The organism is Neorhizobium petrolearium, from assembly GCF_017873175.1.
GTDB classification, from domain to species: Bacteria; Pseudomonadota; Alphaproteobacteria; order Rhizobiales; family Rhizobiaceae; genus Neorhizobium; species Neorhizobium petrolearium.
Genome location: NZ_JAGGJW010000006.1, coordinates 231,034 through 245,879, shown reverse-complemented (window position 1 = coordinate 245,879; position 14,846 = coordinate 231,034). Strand labels below are relative to the sequence as shown.

16 protein-coding genes are annotated in these 14,846 nt (G+C 61.5%); 2 read left to right on the top strand and 14 right to left on the bottom strand.

Annotation, left to right across the window (positions count from 1 at the left end):
* On the top strand, positions 1-789 hold the full coding sequence (gene cysQ, locus J2046_RS13625; protein ID WP_210052818.1) for a 3'(2'),5'-bisphosphate nucleotidase CysQ: 789 nt from the start codon (positions 1-3) through the stop codon (positions 787-789).
* Between the two features lie 178 nt (positions 790-967).
* Complete coding sequence (locus J2046_RS13620) at positions 968-2,272, top strand: UDP-glucose dehydrogenase family protein (protein ID WP_210052597.1); 1,305 nt, start codon at positions 968-970, stop codon at positions 2,270-2,272.
* Positions 2,273-2,276: 4 nt separating this feature from the next.
* Here J2046_RS13620 and J2046_RS13615 read toward each other — a convergent pair whose 3' ends face one another.
* The 14 genes from J2046_RS13615 to J2046_RS13550 all read right to left on the bottom strand — a co-directional run bounded on the left by J2046_RS13615 (position 2,277) and on the right by J2046_RS13550 (position 14,841).
* Entirely contained in the window at positions 2,277-2,591 is a 315-nt protein-coding gene (locus tag J2046_RS13615) for a hypothetical protein (RefSeq protein ID WP_210052595.1), read from the bottom strand.
* A gap of 318 nt (positions 2,592-2,909) precedes the next feature.
* Positions 2,910-3,983 (bottom strand): ACR3 family arsenite efflux transporter, encoded by a 1,074-nt coding sequence (gene arsB, locus J2046_RS13610; RefSeq protein WP_210052593.1) that lies wholly within the window; start codon positions 3,981-3,983, stop codon positions 2,910-2,912.
* A gap of 49 nt (positions 3,984-4,032) precedes the next feature.
* On the bottom strand, positions 4,033-4,467 hold the full coding sequence (arsC, locus tag J2046_RS13605; RefSeq protein ID WP_210052591.1) for an arsenate reductase (glutaredoxin): 435 nt from the start codon (positions 4,465-4,467) through the stop codon (positions 4,033-4,035).
* Positions 4,464-4,991 carry an arsenate reductase ArsC gene (locus J2046_RS13600; RefSeq protein WP_210052590.1) on the bottom strand — a complete coding sequence of 176 codons (528 nt, stop codon included), beginning with the start codon at positions 4,989-4,991 and terminating at the stop codon, positions 4,464-4,466. The genes arsC and J2046_RS13600 overlap by 4 nt, the downstream gene beginning before the upstream one ends.
* Complete coding sequence (locus J2046_RS13595) at positions 4,988-5,341, bottom strand: ArsR/SmtB family transcription factor (protein ID WP_210052588.1); 354 nt, start codon at positions 5,339-5,341, stop codon at positions 4,988-4,990. The genes J2046_RS13600 and J2046_RS13595 overlap by 4 nt, the downstream gene beginning before the upstream one ends.
* Positions 5,342-5,538: 197 nt before the next feature.
* Complete coding sequence (locus J2046_RS13590; RefSeq protein ID WP_210052585.1) at positions 5,539-6,381, bottom strand: alpha/beta fold hydrolase; 843 nt, start codon at positions 6,379-6,381, stop codon at positions 5,539-5,541.
* Between the two features lie 57 nt (positions 6,382-6,438).
* Entirely contained in the window at positions 6,439-7,941 is a 1,503-nt protein-coding gene (locus J2046_RS13585) for an ABC transporter substrate-binding protein (RefSeq protein ID WP_210052583.1), read from the bottom strand.
* 77 nt (positions 7,942-8,018) lie between these two features.
* Positions 8,019-9,161: a PLP-dependent cysteine synthase family protein gene (locus J2046_RS13580; protein WP_210052581.1), complete on the bottom strand. Its 1,143-nt coding sequence runs from the start codon at positions 9,159-9,161 to the stop codon at positions 8,019-8,021.
* Between the two features lie 3 nt (positions 9,162-9,164).
* Positions 9,165-9,551: a RidA family protein gene (locus J2046_RS13575; RefSeq protein ID WP_037150271.1), complete on the bottom strand. Its 387-nt coding sequence runs from the start codon at positions 9,549-9,551 to the stop codon at positions 9,165-9,167.
* Between the two features lie 19 nt (positions 9,552-9,570).
* Entirely contained in the window at positions 9,571-10,149 is a 579-nt protein-coding gene (locus tag J2046_RS13570) for a peroxidase-related enzyme (RefSeq protein ID WP_210052579.1), read from the bottom strand.
* Positions 10,146-10,637 (bottom strand): CMD domain-containing protein, encoded by a 492-nt coding sequence (locus J2046_RS13565; RefSeq protein ID WP_210052577.1) that lies wholly within the window; start codon positions 10,635-10,637, stop codon positions 10,146-10,148. Before J2046_RS13565 ends, J2046_RS13570 begins: the two co-directional genes overlap by 4 nt.
* 4 nt (positions 10,638-10,641) lie before the next feature.
* A complete protein-coding gene (locus tag J2046_RS13560) occupies positions 10,642-12,912 on the bottom strand; it encodes a molybdopterin-dependent oxidoreductase (protein ID WP_210052574.1) in 2,271 nt (756 codons plus the stop codon).
* Positions 12,913-12,916: 4 nt separating this feature from the next.
* Positions 12,917-13,834 carry an ABC transporter ATP-binding protein gene (locus J2046_RS13555; protein ID WP_210052572.1) on the bottom strand — a complete coding sequence of 306 codons (918 nt, stop codon included), beginning with the start codon at positions 13,832-13,834 and terminating at the stop codon, positions 12,917-12,919.
* The gene (locus J2046_RS13550; protein WP_210052570.1) at positions 13,831-14,841 is read right to left on the bottom strand and encodes an ABC transporter ATP-binding protein; all 1,011 of its coding nucleotides are present in this window, start codon (positions 14,839-14,841) and stop codon (positions 13,831-13,833) included. The genes J2046_RS13555 and J2046_RS13550 overlap by 4 nt, the downstream gene beginning before the upstream one ends.
* Between the last annotated feature and the right edge of the window lie 5 nt (positions 14,842-14,846).

Below are 14,846 nucleotides of genomic sequence, written 5' to 3'. Positions count from 1 at the left end.
ATGCTGGCTACGTTCGAAAAAGCCGCGTTTCTTGCGGGAAAAGCCATCCTGGATATCTACAGGGCGGGGCCGAATACCCGTTACAAGGCCGACCGGTCACCGGTCACCGAGGCGGACGAGGAAGCCGAAAGGATCATCCTCGCCGAACTCGCCAGGGATTGTCCCGACATTCCGGTGATCGCGGAGGAATCAGTTGCCGCAGGTCGCGTGCCTTCGATCGAAGGGCGCTCTTTCATCCTGGTCGATCCGCTTGATGGAACAAAGGAATTCATCAACAGGCACGAGGATTTCACCGTCAACATCGCCCTCATCGAAGAAGACAGGCCTGTGCTCGGAGTGGTCTATGCTCCCGCCCTGCATGTCGCCTATCTCGGCGGACACGGGAGCGCCATGAAACTCATCGTCGGCGATGACTTGACAATCAGCAGCCGGGAACAGATTTCGGCCCGGCCCGTCGAAACGCCCCCCATCTGCGTCGCGAGCCGCTCCCACAGTTCCGTCGAAACCGAGACTTTCCTCAAGCAGTCCGGCGCATCGGATATCCGCTGTATCGGCTCTTCACTGAAATTCTGCCTGCTTGCGGAAGGGGCTGCCGATCTCTATCCCCGCTTTGGACGAACCATGGAATGGGATACGGCAGCCGGCGATGCGGTGCTGCGTGCAGCCGGCGGATCGACCATGGACCTTAATGGCGAGCCGCTGCGCTACGGCAAGACCGGAGAGCCCGGCGTCGTGGATTTTGCCAATCCTGATTTCATCGCCTGGGGCAAACGTCAAAAACCCTGCTAGCCGGTCGATGTTCCGGCGCAGGACATCGCCGCGCCGGCAAATGCAGTTTCAGTTGATCGGCAGGAATCCAAGTGGAATTAATCCTGCTCTGAATGATGCGTTGCAATAAAAGCTGGATGCGGTAGGAAAAACTGAAAATCAGGGCAGATGTTCTGCTCGACCATGATGAGGATTGCGAATGCGTATTGTGATGGTTGGTTCGGGTTATGTCGGGCTGGTTTCGGGAGCCTGCTTTGCGGACTTCGGACATGATGTGGTTTGCGTCGACAAAGCCGTGGAAAAAATCGAGGCGCTCAAGAAGGGCGTCATCCCGATCTTCGAGCCTGGATTGGACGCGCTGGTCGAATCGAACGTCAAGGCGGGGCGCCTTTCCTTCACCACCGATCTCGGTCAGGCAGTCGCCGACGCCGACGTCGTCTTCATCGCGGTCGGTACCCCATCCCGCCGCGGCGACGGCCATGCCGACCTTGGTTACGTCTATGCCGCAGCGCGCGAGATCGCCGCAGCGATGAGAGGTTTCACCGTCGTCGTCACGAAATCCACAGTACCGGTCGGCACCGGCGACGAGGTCGAACGGATCATCCGGGAAACCAATCCGGATGCGGATTTCGCCGTCGTCTCCAATCCGGAATTCCTGCGCGAAGGAGCCGCCATCGAGGACTTCAAGCGTCCGGACCGTATCGTCGTCGGCCTTTCCGACGAGCGCGCCCGTGGGGTGATGACGGAAGTCTACCGGCCGCTCTACCTCAACCAGTCGCCGCTACTCTTCACCAGCCGCCGTACCTCGGAGCTCATCAAATATGCCGCGAACGGGTTCCTGGCGATGAAGATCACCTTCATCAACGAGATGGCAGATCTCTGCGAGCGTGTCGGCGCCGACGTGCAGGATGTCTCCCGCGGGATCGGCCTCGACGGCCGCATCGGCTCGAAATTCCTGCATGCTGGCCCTGGCTATGGCGGCTCATGCTTCCCGAAGGATACGCTGGCGCTTGCCAAGACGGCGCAGGACTATGACAGCCCGGTCCGCCTGATCGAGACAACGATTGCCATCAACGACAACCGCAAGCGCGCCATGGGCCGCAAGGTGATCGCCGCTGCCGGCGGCGACGTTCGGGGCAAGAAGGTGGCCGTGCTGGGACTGACCTTCAAGCCCAATACGGACGACATGCGCGACAGCCCGGCAATCGCCGTCGTGCAGACACTCAAGGATGCGGGCGCCATCGTCTCCGGCTACGATCCTGAGGGCATGGAAAACGCCAAACAGCTCATGGAGATCGAGTTTGCGAGCGGCCCGTACCAGGCCGCCGAAGGCGCCGATGTCGCGGTTCTCGTCACCGAATGGAACGAGTTGCGCGCGCTCGACCTTGAGCGCCTCAAGTCCGTCATGAAGACCCCGATCCTTGTCGACCTGCGCAATGTCTATCGCCGTCCGGAAGTCGAAGCCCACGGCTTCACCTATTCCGGCGTCGGGAAGGTGAAATAGAAGCCTATTTCTTCGGGACGGCCAGTTCCGCCCTGAATTTGTCGCCGCGCTCCCTGATGGCATCGAACATGCCTTGGAGCGCGGCGAAATTTCCCCGCTCCTCGGTGCATACCCGGTCCTGATAGAGCGGCAGGTCCACGAAATCCTGGTCGTTGAACCAGTAGATTTCGGTCTCGCCATTGGAGCGGGGCTGTTCGATCGGTCTTTCCCCATCAAGATAGACGTGAGGTTGGAGAATCCGGTGGCGCTCGACTGCGACCTTGATGAACTTGCGCTCGAATGCCTCAGCCGTCTTCATCTTCCAGACGCCGATAGACACCCAGTTCCTACAGTTGCCAAGCGGTGCAGTGCTCCCGCCCTTGTAGCGCCATCCCTCGATCAGAGAACGAAACCGGTCCTGCCCGCCACCGGAGAACCCGAGTTTGAAGACATATGCCGCAGGGTCGAGAGCATGAGCCTTGCGGGCCACGCATTCGGAAAACAGTACGTAAATGAACGGTCCTGCTATGTTTGCAAAAGGCGAGGAACTGGTCGCGTATTTGATAAGTTCACATTGTCGGCACGGCATGTCGGGATGGTGAGAATTTTGCCCGCCCTTGTCAATCGAATGCAGAGGTCCCGCCTGAATGCCACGATGTCACTCGGCGGGGACACGATCCATCTGAGAGCCGTAGTAGCGCCTGCCCAACCAGAGCGCGAACTGAACGAGGATGATCAGGACCGGCACTTCCACCAGTGGACCGATAACAGCGGCGAAGGCCACCGGCGACGCGAGACCGAAGGCCGCGATGGCGACGGCGATCGCCAGTTCGAAGTTGTTTCCGGCTGCGGTGAATGCGACTGCGGTGGTCCGCGGGTAATCCGTATTGATCGTCTTCGCCATGAAGAAGCTGACCGTGAACATGACCAGAAAATAGATGGTCAGCGGGATGGCGATCAGCGCGACGTCGAACGGCAGCCGGACCACGTCACCGCCTTTCAGGCTGAACATCGCTACGATCGTGAAAAGAAGCGCGGCCAGCGTGATCGGGCTGATCTTCGGAAGGAACGCCTTCTCGTACCACTCCCGGCCCCTGACAGCTGTCAGGATGCGTCTCGACAGGTACCCCGCCAGGAAAGGGATGCCGAGATAGATGAGGACGGCTTCTGCGATCGTCCAGAACGAGACGTCGATCACGCTGCCCTCCAATCCGAACAATGGCGGAAGGAAAGAGAGGAAGAACCACGCGTAGACGCTGAAGAACAGGATCTGGAAGATAGAATTAAAGGCGACCAGACCCGCGACATACTGGTTGTTGCCGCGCGCGAGCTGGTTCCAGACGAGCACCATGGCGATGCAGCGCGCAAGACCGATCAGGATCAGTCCGGTCATGTATTCCGGGTAGCCGCGCAGGAACACCACGGCCAAAATGAACATGAGGACCGGACCGATGATCCAGTTCTGGACGAGCGAAAGAAGCAGGATCCGCTTGTCGGCAAAGATCTGGTGCAGTTCCTCATATCGAACCTTTGCGAGCGGCGGATACATCATCAGGATAAGGCCGATCGCGATCGGAATATTGGTCGTGCCCATGGACATGCTGTTCAGCCAGGCTGGCAGGCCTTCGAACACCGTGCCGAGGATCAGCCCGAGAGCCATGGCGGCGAATATCCAGACCGTCAGATAGCGGTCGAGGAAGGAAAGACGTAGCGTAGGGCGAGCGGGCTGCATGGCAAAGCCTCTTTGTGAAACGTGCGGGGTGACGGCGGCGGGAGCCGGGTCAGGAAGCCCTGCGGCCTTCCGCGTCGATGACAGCTTCGCCGTCCTCCTTGGAAAATGCCCCCTTTTGAGGCATCGGAAGAATGTCCAGCACCGCTTCCGAAGGACGGCAGAGCTTGACGCCCATCGGCGATACCACGATCGGGCGGTTGATCAGGATGGGATGCTCCATCATCGCGTCGAGGAGTTGCTCGTCGGTCAGGGTTTCATCCTGGAGCCCCAGTTCGGCGTAAGGTGTGCCCTTTTCGCGCAGAAGATTACGGACAGGGATCCCCATTCGCGCGATCAACTGCATCAGCAATGCCCGGCTCGGCGGCGTCTTCAGATATTCGACGACGTGCGGTTCGATGCCGGCGTTCCGGATCATTGCGAGTGTGTTTCGTGACGTCCCGCAATCAGGGTTGTGATAGATGACGATGTCGATCGGTTCGGTCATGCGACGTCAGCTCTCTTCGACGTGGAGCCTTCCATCTGGCCGATCTCGCGGAGCTTCGTGCTCAGGCTCATGCGCTCCAGGCTCTCGACCGGAAGCGCGGCAAAGGCTGCGATACGGAGTTTCATGTAACGGAGGGTCTGGCCGAAGGCGACGCGCTTTTCCGCCTCCGTCCCTTCCACGGCGGCCGGATCTTCGAGCCCCCAATGAGCGGTCATCGGCTGGCCAGGCCATACCGGGCACGCCTCGCCTGCAGCGTTGTCGCAGACGGTGAAGACGAAATCGAGTTCCGGCGCACCGGGGGCTGCGAATTCATCCCAGCTCTTGGAGCGAAGGCCTTCGATCGGATAGCCATGCCCCTGAAGCGTCTCGATTGCGAGCGGGTGAACCTGCCCCTTCGGATAGCTTCCTGCCGAGTACGCGTTGAACTTTCCCGCACCATCCTTCTTCAGGATGCTTTCAGCGATGATCGAACGGGCGGAGTTTCCGGTGCAAAGGAAAAGCACGTTGAATGTGGTCTTGGTCATGATGACACCTTCTGCGGAGGGCAACAGGGGGAAAGTTCGGCAATCAGCGGTTCGCAGAGTTCAGCCCTGCCGCCGCAGCAGTCCTTGACAAGGTACAAGGTCAGATCGCGCAGCGCGGCGATGTCGGCCCTGTAGACCATCAACCGGCTCCTTCGCTCGGCATGGATGAGGCCCGCACGGGCAAGGACGCTCAGATGCGAGGACATGGTGTTCTGCGGCACGGCCAGCATTTTCGCGACGTCGCCGGCAGGAATCCCAACCGGTTCGTGCTGAACGAGCAGATTGAAGGCCTGAAGCCGCGTCGGCTGGGCCAGCGCCGCAAGAGCGAGAATGGCTTTTTCCTGTTCCATGTATCCAGATTACTCGATATATGGATAAAGTCAATGGAATATCGTCAAGAGCGGTGCGGAGCTCGCTTCTGTCCAGTTTTAACTTCGTCGTCTCTCAGCTGACATGATGTAGGCGATCCTGAGTAAGGTCGCAGCTGGCGGCGATACCGCCGCTTGCCGCTTCACACCATGGATGGGAGGCCATCAACTTGCCCCCTTCAGGCTGCGGTCCGTTCTAGAAACTCCCGTATTGCCGCAACGACAACGCCATTTGCCTCAGCATGCACCGCATGGTTCGCCCCCGGCACTTCGAGAAGCTCGCCCCTGGGGGTCCGCTCGGCGATCAACCGGGAATGGTTGGGAGGGCAGATCCAGTCTTCCGCACCGCAGATAACCAGCGTCGGCACAGGGATGTCCTTGAGGCGATCACGCAGGTCGTAGAGCCGTTCCTTGAAGAGCGCATTATGAGTTTCCGCATGCAGGTGCATGGTGCGGGTCCGTTCCAGCGCGGCATCCGGATCGAACTTCTCATAATAGAGCGGCTGCAGGGCGAGCCAGATGAGACGAAGCTCCGTATCGTCCTTCACCTTGTCGGAAAACATCTTGTCGAGCATCGACAGCGAGGCGCTCGTCGCCTTGTGGAGACGCTCCTTGAACACCACCATCGCGTCGTTCTCGTGATGATAGCTCGCCGCCGTGCCGCGCAGGATCAGCCGGGAAAGGTTATGCCCATATTTGACGGCATAGGTCAGTGCGATCATGCCGCCGAAAGAACCTCCCTCCAGGATGATCTTGCGGCCGCCGCACAGGTTCACGCGAAAGGCTTCGACGTCATCCGCCAATTGCTCGAACGTATAGGGCGGCGTCATGCTGGTCTCGCCGCATCCGCGCTGGTCGTAGGCAATCAGGCGATACTTATCCGACAGCGGCTTGTAGGCGTTGAATTCGCCGCGGCGGTCGCCGATGCCCCTTCCCCCATGTAGCGCGATGATGGTTTCCGCATCCGGATCGCCGATATCGTCGTAAACGAAGGCGGCGTTGTTCAGGGTCACTGTCGGCATGGATTGTCCTCGATCTGGTAGGCATCCCGCGCCATAGGAGCGCGGGATGCGGGATCATCAATTGGCAGGCTTCATGTCGAAGGCGCGGACCCAGTCGTCGCCGCGCGGCGTCCAGGTGATGCGCTTGGAAAGCCCGAAGGTTGCCGGCTGCGTGTAGAGGAAAAGCGCGGGCGCCTCGTCGCACATCACCTCGGTCGCCTTCTTGTAGGCCTCCTGGCGTTTGGGCTTGTCCATGGTCGAACGGCCATCCGCCAGTGCCTTGCCGAAATCGGCATTGTCCCAATAGGCGTAGATGTTGCCCGGTGCGAACAAGGTCAGGAGACCGTCGGCGTCGATCGTCGGCCAGGCCTGGCTGAGCAGGCTCAAAGGGGCAAGCTGCTTCGTCTTCAGATACTTGTCCATGTAGGCGCTGAACTGCATCTCGACGATCTTTGTCTTGACGCCGATCTCCTCGAGCTGGCTTGCGACGGCCTGCACCACTTCCCCGCCATTGAGATAGGTTCCGCTCGGAACGTCGAACTCGATCGGTTCGGAAGGGGCGCCGCCCGCCTGCTCCAGCAGTTCGGCGGCCTTGTCCGGGTCATAGGGATAAGGTTTCAGATCAGGGTTGAAGCCGAAATATGTCTTCGACATCACCTCGCAGCGGGCGATCTCGGCCTGGTCGTTGAAGATGGCCTTGACGATACCTTCCTTGTCGACCGCATAGTTGAGGGCCTGGCGGAACAGTTTGTTGTCGAGCGGCGGCTTTGTCGTGTTGAACTTGATGAATACGGTGCGTGTGCTCGGCACGGCGCCGGCCTGGGCGCTGCCATTGTCCTTGATGCGCTGGATTTCGGTGGTGGGGATAGAGTTCACGAAATCGACTTCACCGGCAAGAAGGGCCGCGACGCGGCTCGCCGGTTCGGGGATGACGCGGATGACAACCTGGTCGAAGTCAGGCTTCCCGCCCCAGTATTTCGGATTGGCATCAAGCGTGAAGCTTTCGCCCGGCTTGACGGAACTCAGCACGTAAGGACCTCCCGACGCCGTCTCGGTTGCCGGTTTGTGCGCCACCGCCCATTTCGGCGGAAGCAGGAAGAACATCGAGAGCTGCTCGATCATCGCCGGATAGGGCGCGCTGGTCTTGATCTCCAGCTCCGTCGGGCTGACGACCTTGACGTCGGAGATCAGCGCAAACCACGCCTTGATGCGGGCGTTGAGCGCCGGGTCGCGGACGCGGTCGAAATTCCACTTCACCGCTTCCGCATCGATCTTCTCCCCATCGTTGAACGTCGCGTCGGAACGCAGCGTGATCCGCCAGGTCAGGTCATCGACGCTCTTCCATTCGGTGGCCAGCGAGGGCACGATCTTCATGTCCGGCGCGCGCAGCACGAGCGACGGATAGATATGGCTGAGCAGGCTCAGGTCGGTGCCGACCGACGCCGTCATGTGCGGATCGAAAGTGTTGATCGTATTGGTGATGCCGATCGTCAGCGTCTTGCCCTCGGCCAGCGCCGTGGTCGACATCAGGGCGCTCAGCGAAAAGGCGGCGACCGCCGCAGATATCAGTTTCCTATCCATGTTCCGTCTCCTTCTGGTTTCAAAAATATTATTATTTTTCATTCACTTATTCTTATTCGCAAGGAACGGACTTTCCTCTATCGCGTATCCTTGAGAATAAGCGGATCGAATTTTCCGGTATCGAGGAAGGTCTCGATCATCTGCCTGTGCGGCTCGATGTCGATGCCGTTTTCCTTCAGCCAGTCGGGGTTGTAGTAGGTGGAAGTGTAGCGGTCGCCGCTGTCGCAGATCAGCGAGACCAGCGAGCCTTCCTCCCCGGCCGCCATCATGCAGCCCGCGATCCAGCACAACCCGAAGAAATTGGTGCCGGTCGAACCACCAACCCGCCGGAACAGCCGCTCCGACAGGACGTGCATGGCCGCAATCGACGCCGCATCCGGGATCTTGATCATGTGGTCGATGACGCCCGGAATGAAGGACGGTTCGACCCGCGGCCGTCCGATCCCCTCGATGCGCGAGGGCCTCTCGCAGGTAACGTTCACGTCGCCGGAGCAATACGCATCGTAGAAGGCGGAATATTCGACATCCACGACGCAAAGCCTCGTCGGGAAGTTCCGGTAGCGGATATAGCGTCCAATCGTCGCCGAGGTGCCACCGGTGCCAGCACTCATCACCACCCAGGCCGGCTGTGGATGACGCTCCGCCTGCATCTGCTCGAAGATACTCTCGGCGATGTTGTTGTTGCCGCGCCAGTCGGTCGCCCGCTCCGCATAGGTGAACTGGTCGAGATAGTAGCCCCCTGCCTCCTCAGCCAGGCGCTGGGCGACGTGATAGACCTCGCCGGGGCTTTCGACGAAATGGCAGCGCCCGCCGAAGCGCTCGATCGCCTCGATCTTCTGGCGGCTCGTCGAGCGCGGCATCACCGCGATAAAGGGGAGTTCGAGAAGATGCGCGAAATAGGCCTCACTGACCGCGGTCGAGCCGGACGAGGCTTCCACCAGCGTCGTGCCCTTCCGGATCCGGCCATTGCAGATGCCATAGAGGAAGAGCGAACGGGCGAGCCGGTGTTTCAGGCTGCCGGTCGGATGGGTCGACTCATCCTTCAGGTAGATCGAGATGCCCTTCAAACCCTTGAAGACCGGGTTGACCAGATGGGTGTCGGCCGAGCGGCGGCCATCGCCCTGCAATATCCCGATCGCGTGCCGCGCCCAGTCGCGATCCTCGCTTTCGGGCAACCGCATCACCGGCGGGCAGGACGGGCAGGATTGCGTCTCCGACATGGGTCAGGCCTTTGCAGGAATGGCGATGACGGCTTCGACCTCGACCTTGGCGCCCTTCGGCAGGGCCGAGACCTCGAAGGTCGCACGCGCCGGATAGGGCGCGGAGAACGCGGCGCCATAGGCCTCGTTGATCGCCGCAAATCCGGAAAGGTCGGTCAGCAGGATCGTGGTCTTGATCGTCTTCGACAGATCGGTGCCGGCCGCTTCGGCAATCGCTGCAATATTCTTCAGGCATTGCTTCATCTGCTCGACGGCATCGTCAGAATTGAAATTACCGGTCGACGGATCGATCGGAAGCTGCCCCGAGACGAACAGCAGATCTCCATGCCGGACAGCCTGCGAATAGGGCCCGATCGCGGCTGGAGCATTTTCGGTCGATATGGCGTTCATGGTACTCTCCTTGTTCAAGTTATCGGCCGTCAACCGGCGTGGAATGGCCAAGCGTGTGCATCAGGCGGTTGGCCCAGCCGAAGATCGCTGCGGAATGGATGAGGTCAACGATCTCGGCTTTCGAGAGGCCGTGGTCGCGTAGCGCCTGCACCTGATCCTGGCCGACATGCGAGGGCGTCTCCGACAGCGTCCTGCAGAAATCGACGATTGCCTGGATCTTCGGTTCGAACGGACCGTCGAGTCCGCGCATGTAGATTTCCTCGACCACGTCGGAACGGTCGGAAAGCTCCACGTAGCGGCGCGCGTGAACGGAGGCGCAATAGACGCAGCGGTTGACGGCGGAAGCGACCAGTGCGCCGAGTTCCCGTTCGGCCCGGTCGAGTCCTCCCTTGGCGTACATGATGGCATTGAAGAGTTTCGTCCGTGCCACATAGGATTCCGGGTCGTGCGCGAGCGTGCGCACGTAGGGCGACACCTTGGTGTTGGAAGGCGTCACCTGCATGGCCGCAAGCTGCTCCTGCGTGGCGGTCGCCACATCGACCGGCTCGATATAGGGCGCCCAGGCGAGCGCCTTGACCTTGAAACGCGACGCACTCATGCCACCGGCTCCAACGCTTCCAGGGCGACGATCACCCGCGCCTCGAAATTGACGAAGGCGATCAGCTCGGAGAGCGCGATAATCTGCGGGTTCGAAAGTCCGGCGGCTTCGAGACGCTCGATATCGGCCCTGGTGTTGTTACGCGGCGTTTTGGTGACGAGATCGGCATGGCGGACAAGCGCCTGTGTGAAGATATCCGCATCCGCCGGAAGTCCGGCGGCGGAAGCGATCGCCGCCAGCGTCTCGTCGCCACCGGCCTCCTCCACCATCAGGTCGTAGGTCCGCGCCAGATCATTCCGGCCGATCAGCCGCGCCATGCGAGCGGCGAGTGCTGCGCGCATGGCATGGCCGATGCCGAATCCGTGGCCGGGCTCCAGCACCGTCTGACGGCACAGTTCCGTCCCTTCCACATAGTCCGGCCGCTTACGGCGGATCCGGTACAGTTCGGAACCCGGCTTTATCCCCGACAGGATATCAATCTGATCCATGCATTCAGTCCTCATGCTGTTGTTCCGATCCCGGTCCGTGCCATGCGCGGATCGAAACCAGGCAGGAATTCGGTGCGGTCGCCTGAGACAGGCGGGAAGCGGCCGTGATCGGCGTCAGCGTATTCGGATTGCCGCCATGATCGACGCCGTCACCATTCGGGTGGAACCAGCCGCCGGTCGGCAGTACGGCGACGCCCGGCATCAGGCCCTCGTCGATCGTCACGGCTGCGATCGTGCGGCCCCGGTCGTTGTAGAGTTCGCAAAGATCGCCATCCTCGACGGCGAGCCCCCTTGCATCCACGGCGCTCAACGTGAACCGTTCGTACCCCTTCAGCTTGGCGCTTTGGCTGGCGGGACCATATTCAAGCTGCCCATGCAGGCGGTGCGCTGGCTGCGGCGAAAGAAGATGGAACCGGTGTTGCGACGCAAGCGGCGCACCGAGCCATTCCTCCGGCTCCCTCCAGGCGGGATGCGAGCCGATATCGGGATAGCCGAATTTGCCGATCGTGCCGGAGGCGATCTCGATGCGGCCGCTCGGCGTCTTCAGCGGCGACCCTTCGGGGTTGTTCCGGAAGCGGCGGAAATGATCGGCGGGCGCCGGTGCCTCCTCCCCTTCGTCCAGGGCCGCAAAGGCCCGCAAGCGGAAGGACTGGAAGTCGGGCAGTTCGGGATAGCGCTCGCGGTAACCTTCATAGATATGTGCCAGCCAGTCGTCGACGCAGCGGTTTTCATCAAACGCCTCGCGGCAGCCGAGCCTATCGGCGATCAGACAGTAAGCCTCATGATCTGCGAGCACCCCTTCCGGCGGTTCCATGACGCGCCGGCTGTAGACCAGCCAGTTGTCGCGCGAAGAGGCCGCGACGTCATCGCGCTCAAATGGAAAGGCCGAAGGAAGCACGATGTCCGCCATCTTCGCCGTCGCAGTCCACATGTTCTCGGTGACGATCACCGTTTCCGGGCGCCGGAAGGCTTCCGCAAGACGATTGAGGTCCTGATGGTGATGGAACGGATTGCCGCCTGCCCACCAGACAAGCCGGATATCGGGCAGTTCGAGGGCCTGGCCGTCGTAGTCGATCCGCCCGCCCGGATTTTCAAGAAGCTCGGTGATGCGCGCGACCGGGATGAAATGGCGAACGGGATTCATTCCCTGCTCGAACGCCGGCCCCTTCAGCCGGCGTACCGGCTGGCCGACGGCATTGACAGCGGTCAGGCCAAAGGCGAAACCGCAGCCCTTCCTGCCCACATGGCCGGCCATGGAAGCAAGCGTGATCGCCGCCCAGAACGGCTGTTCACCGAAACGGGCGCGTTGCAGCGACCAGGCAACGTTGATCAGGCTGCGATGGTCGTGCAGGTCTTCGGCGATTTCGATGATCGTCTCGGCCGGTACGCCGGAAATTGCCGACGCCCAGGCCGCGTCCTTGGCAATGCCGTCCCTCTCCCCGACCAGATAGCTTTCGAACTCTCCGAAGCCCGTGGTGCAGCGCTTCAGGAACTCGCAATCGAACAATCCCTCGGTCAACAGCCTGTGGCACATGCCGAGCATGACGGCCGCGTCCGTGTTCGGGCGGATCGGGACGTGCCGGACATTCGGGCCCAAGGGCGCATCGCTTGCCGCCGGGCTGAACACGACGATGCGAACGCCCCTTTCCTGGCAGCGGCGCAGCCATTCGACTGCACGGTGGCTGCCGGTGCCGCCCGCCTCGACCTGCGCATTGGTCAACCGGAAGCCGCCGAAGCCGACGAGCAATTCACAATTCTCCGCAATGTCGCTCCAGGAGGGTGATGTATCGCAAGCGTCCTTATAGTCGCTCCCCAGGATATGCGGCAGCAGTACACCGGCCGCGCCGTAGGAATAGCTGTTGACCGAAGAGGCGAAGCCGCCGGCGAGATTGAGAAGCCGCTTGAGCTGGCTTTGCGCATGATGGAAACGGCCGGCGCTCGCCCAACCGTAGGAGCCGCCGAAGATCGCCTGGTTCCCGTGGGTGGAGCGAACACGCCGCAATTCATCGGCGATCAGGCTTGCGACTTCGTCCCAGCTTACCGCGACGAATCCCTCCCTGCCCCGACCAACGCCCGTGCCGGCAAGCGGGCCATTCTCCAACCAGGAACGCCGCACCATGGGTGCACGGATGCGCTCGGGATGATCGGCAAGATCGAGATAGCCAAGCCCTATTTCCGAAGGATCGGGATCATGCCGGAAAGGCAGGAGCCGCGGTTTCCCGTTCGCGTCACAGCCGACCTCATAGGTTCCGAAATGGGTCGCGAACAGGTGCATGGCGCTAACCTCCCAGGACGAAGTGCCGATCCCCGACCGCCCGTAGCGAGGCTTCCTCGGGCGACAGGTTGGCATTGACATCAAAAGCGATGGGTCGGCGGTTGCGCTCGATATCCGGATCGGGAACCGGGATCGCCGAAAGGAGCGCCTTCGTATAGGGATGCTGCGGATTCTCGAAGATCGCCTCGCAGGGTCCGATCTCGACGATACGGCCGCGCAGCATCACCGCGACCCGATGGCAGAGGTAGCGGATCATCGACAAGTCGTGCGCGATGAAGAGGTAGGTCAGCCCCAGCTCGTCCTGCAGGTCCTGGAACAGGTTGACGATCTGCGCCTGGATCGACACGTCGAGCGCAGTGATCGGCTCGTCTGCGACGATGAAGGCCGGATTGAGCGCAATCGCCCGGGCGATGTTGACGCGCTGCCTCTGCCCACCGGAAAACTCGTGCGGATAGCGCTTCATGAACGAGGGGTCGAGGCCGACCTTCTTGAAGAGCGATGCGACCCGGTCCTGCCGCTCCGACCGCGCCCCGGCAAGCCCGTGCACGTCGAGCGGTTCGGCGACGAATTCGCCGACCGTCATGCGCGGATTGAGCGAGGCATAGGGATCCTGGAAGATGATCTGCATGTCGCGCCGGTAGGGCTTGAGCATCGCCTTGGAAAGACCGGTGATGTTCTTGTTCCTGAAGAGAATGTCGCCGCTTGTCGGTGCCTCGAGCTGAAGTAGCACGCGTCCGGTCGTACTCTTGCCGGAGCCGGATTCGCCAACGAGGCCGAGCGTCTCGCCGGCCGCAATGTCGAAGCTGACATTGTTGACGGCCTTGAGCGCAACCGTTCGGCCCCCAAACAGCCTTCCTTCGCCGCCATAGGTCTTGCAAAGCCGGTTGACGGAAACGAGAGGGGTGGCGTGAGGTTCGGTCATGCCTGTACCTCCATGCGCGCAAGCTCGGCACGCAGGTCGTACCAGGCCGCCACCTGATGGCCGGGAGTGCTGTCGGCAGCATCGACAAGCGGCGGCGTTTCCAACCTGCACCGCTCCGTGGCGAAGGGATTGCGCGGTGCGAAAGGATCGCCGACCGGCTCCTTCGTCAGATCGGGTGGATTGCCGGGAATCTGATAGAGCCGGTTGACACCGCGCCGGCCGCCATGGGGAAGCGATTTCAGGAGACCCCAGGTATAGGCGCTGCGCGGATCATGGAAAACGGAACGAACCGGGCCACGCTCCATGATGCGGCCGCCATACATGACCTGCACTGTATCGGCCAACCCGGCGACCACGCCCATGTCGTGGGTGATCCAGATGACAGTCGTGCCGATCTTGCGTTTCAGATCGCGGACGAGATCGAGGATCTGCGCCTGGACGGTGACGTCGAGCGCCGTCGTCGCCTCGTCGGCGATCAGGAGCTTCGGGTTGCAGGAAATGCCGATGGCGATCATCACCCGCTGGCGCATGCCGCCGGAAAATTCATGCGGATATTGCCGGGCGCGGCGGGCGGCATCGGGAATGCCGACCAGTTCAAGAAGTTCGATCACCCGCGCCCGTGCCTGGCTCTTCGTCATGCCGAAGTGCCGGCGCAGCGGCTCGGCGATCTGCCGCTCGATCGTCAGCACCGGGTTGAGCGAGGTCATCGGGTCCTGGAAGACGAAGCCGATCTCCTTGCCGCGCACCTCGAAAAGCTCACGTTGCGAGAGTCTCAGCAGGTCGCGACCGTTAAAGATCACCTCGCCGCTGACGACGCGGCCCGGTGGGGTGGCGATCAGCCCGACCATCGAAAGCGCATGCACGCTCTTGCCCGAACCGGATTCGCCGACGATGCCAAGGGTCTCGCCCTCCTCAAGGGTGTAGCACACGTCGTTGACGGCATGCACCGTGCCGGATGGCGTGTCGAACGCGACGGTAAGATTGCGGACCTCGAGCAGCGGAGCCATCGGAC

What these genes read in the sequence shown, in the direction of transcription:
- J2046_RS13585 (WP_210052583.1), bottom strand. Translation starts at nt 7,941, where the DNA reads ATGGATAGGAAACTGATATCTGCGGCGGTCGCCGCCTTTTCGCTGAGC.
- J2046_RS13620 (WP_210052597.1), top strand. Translation starts at nt 968, where the DNA reads ATGCGTATTGTGATGGTTGGTTCGGGTTATGTCGGGCTGGTTTCGGGA.
- J2046_RS13590 (WP_210052585.1), bottom strand. Translation starts at nt 6,381, where the DNA reads ATGCCGACAGTGACCCTGAACAACGCCGCCTTCGTTTACGACGATATC.
- J2046_RS13575 (WP_037150271.1), bottom strand. Translation starts at nt 9,551, where the DNA reads ATGAACGCCATATCGACCGAAAATGCTCCAGCCGCGATCGGGCCCTAT.
- J2046_RS13595 (WP_210052588.1), bottom strand. Translation starts at nt 5,341, where the DNA reads ATGGAACAGGAAAAAGCCATTCTCGCTCTTGCGGCGCTGGCCCAGCCG.
- J2046_RS13560 (WP_210052574.1), bottom strand. Translation starts at nt 12,912, where the DNA reads ATGCACCTGTTCGCGACCCATTTCGGAACCTATGAGGTCGGCTGTGAC.
- J2046_RS13555 (WP_210052572.1), bottom strand. Translation starts at nt 13,834, where the DNA reads ATGACCGAACCTCACGCCACCCCTCTCGTTTCCGTCAACCGGCTTTGC.
- J2046_RS13600 (WP_210052590.1), bottom strand. Translation starts at nt 4,991, where the DNA reads ATGACCAAGACCACATTCAACGTGCTTTTCCTTTGCACCGGAAACTCC.
- J2046_RS13550 (WP_210052570.1), bottom strand. Translation starts at nt 14,841, where the DNA reads ATGGCTCCGCTGCTCGAGGTCCGCAATCTTACCGTCGCGTTCGACACG.
- J2046_RS13570 (WP_210052579.1), bottom strand. Translation starts at nt 10,149, where the DNA reads ATGAGTGCGTCGCGTTTCAAGGTCAAGGCGCTCGCCTGGGCGCCCTAT.
- cysQ (WP_210052818.1), top strand. Translation starts at nt 1, where the DNA reads ATGCTGGCTACGTTCGAAAAAGCCGCGTTTCTTGCGGGAAAAGCCATC.
- J2046_RS13580 (WP_210052581.1), bottom strand. Translation starts at nt 9,161, where the DNA reads ATGTCGGAGACGCAATCCTGCCCGTCCTGCCCGCCGGTGATGCGGTTG.
- arsB (WP_210052593.1), bottom strand. Translation starts at nt 3,983, where the DNA reads ATGCAGCCCGCTCGCCCTACGCTACGTCTTTCCTTCCTCGACCGCTAT.
- arsC (WP_210052591.1), bottom strand. Translation starts at nt 4,467, where the DNA reads ATGACCGAACCGATCGACATCGTCATCTATCACAACCCTGATTGCGGG.
- J2046_RS13565 (WP_210052577.1), bottom strand. Translation starts at nt 10,637, where the DNA reads ATGGATCAGATTGATATCCTGTCGGGGATAAAGCCGGGTTCCGAACTG.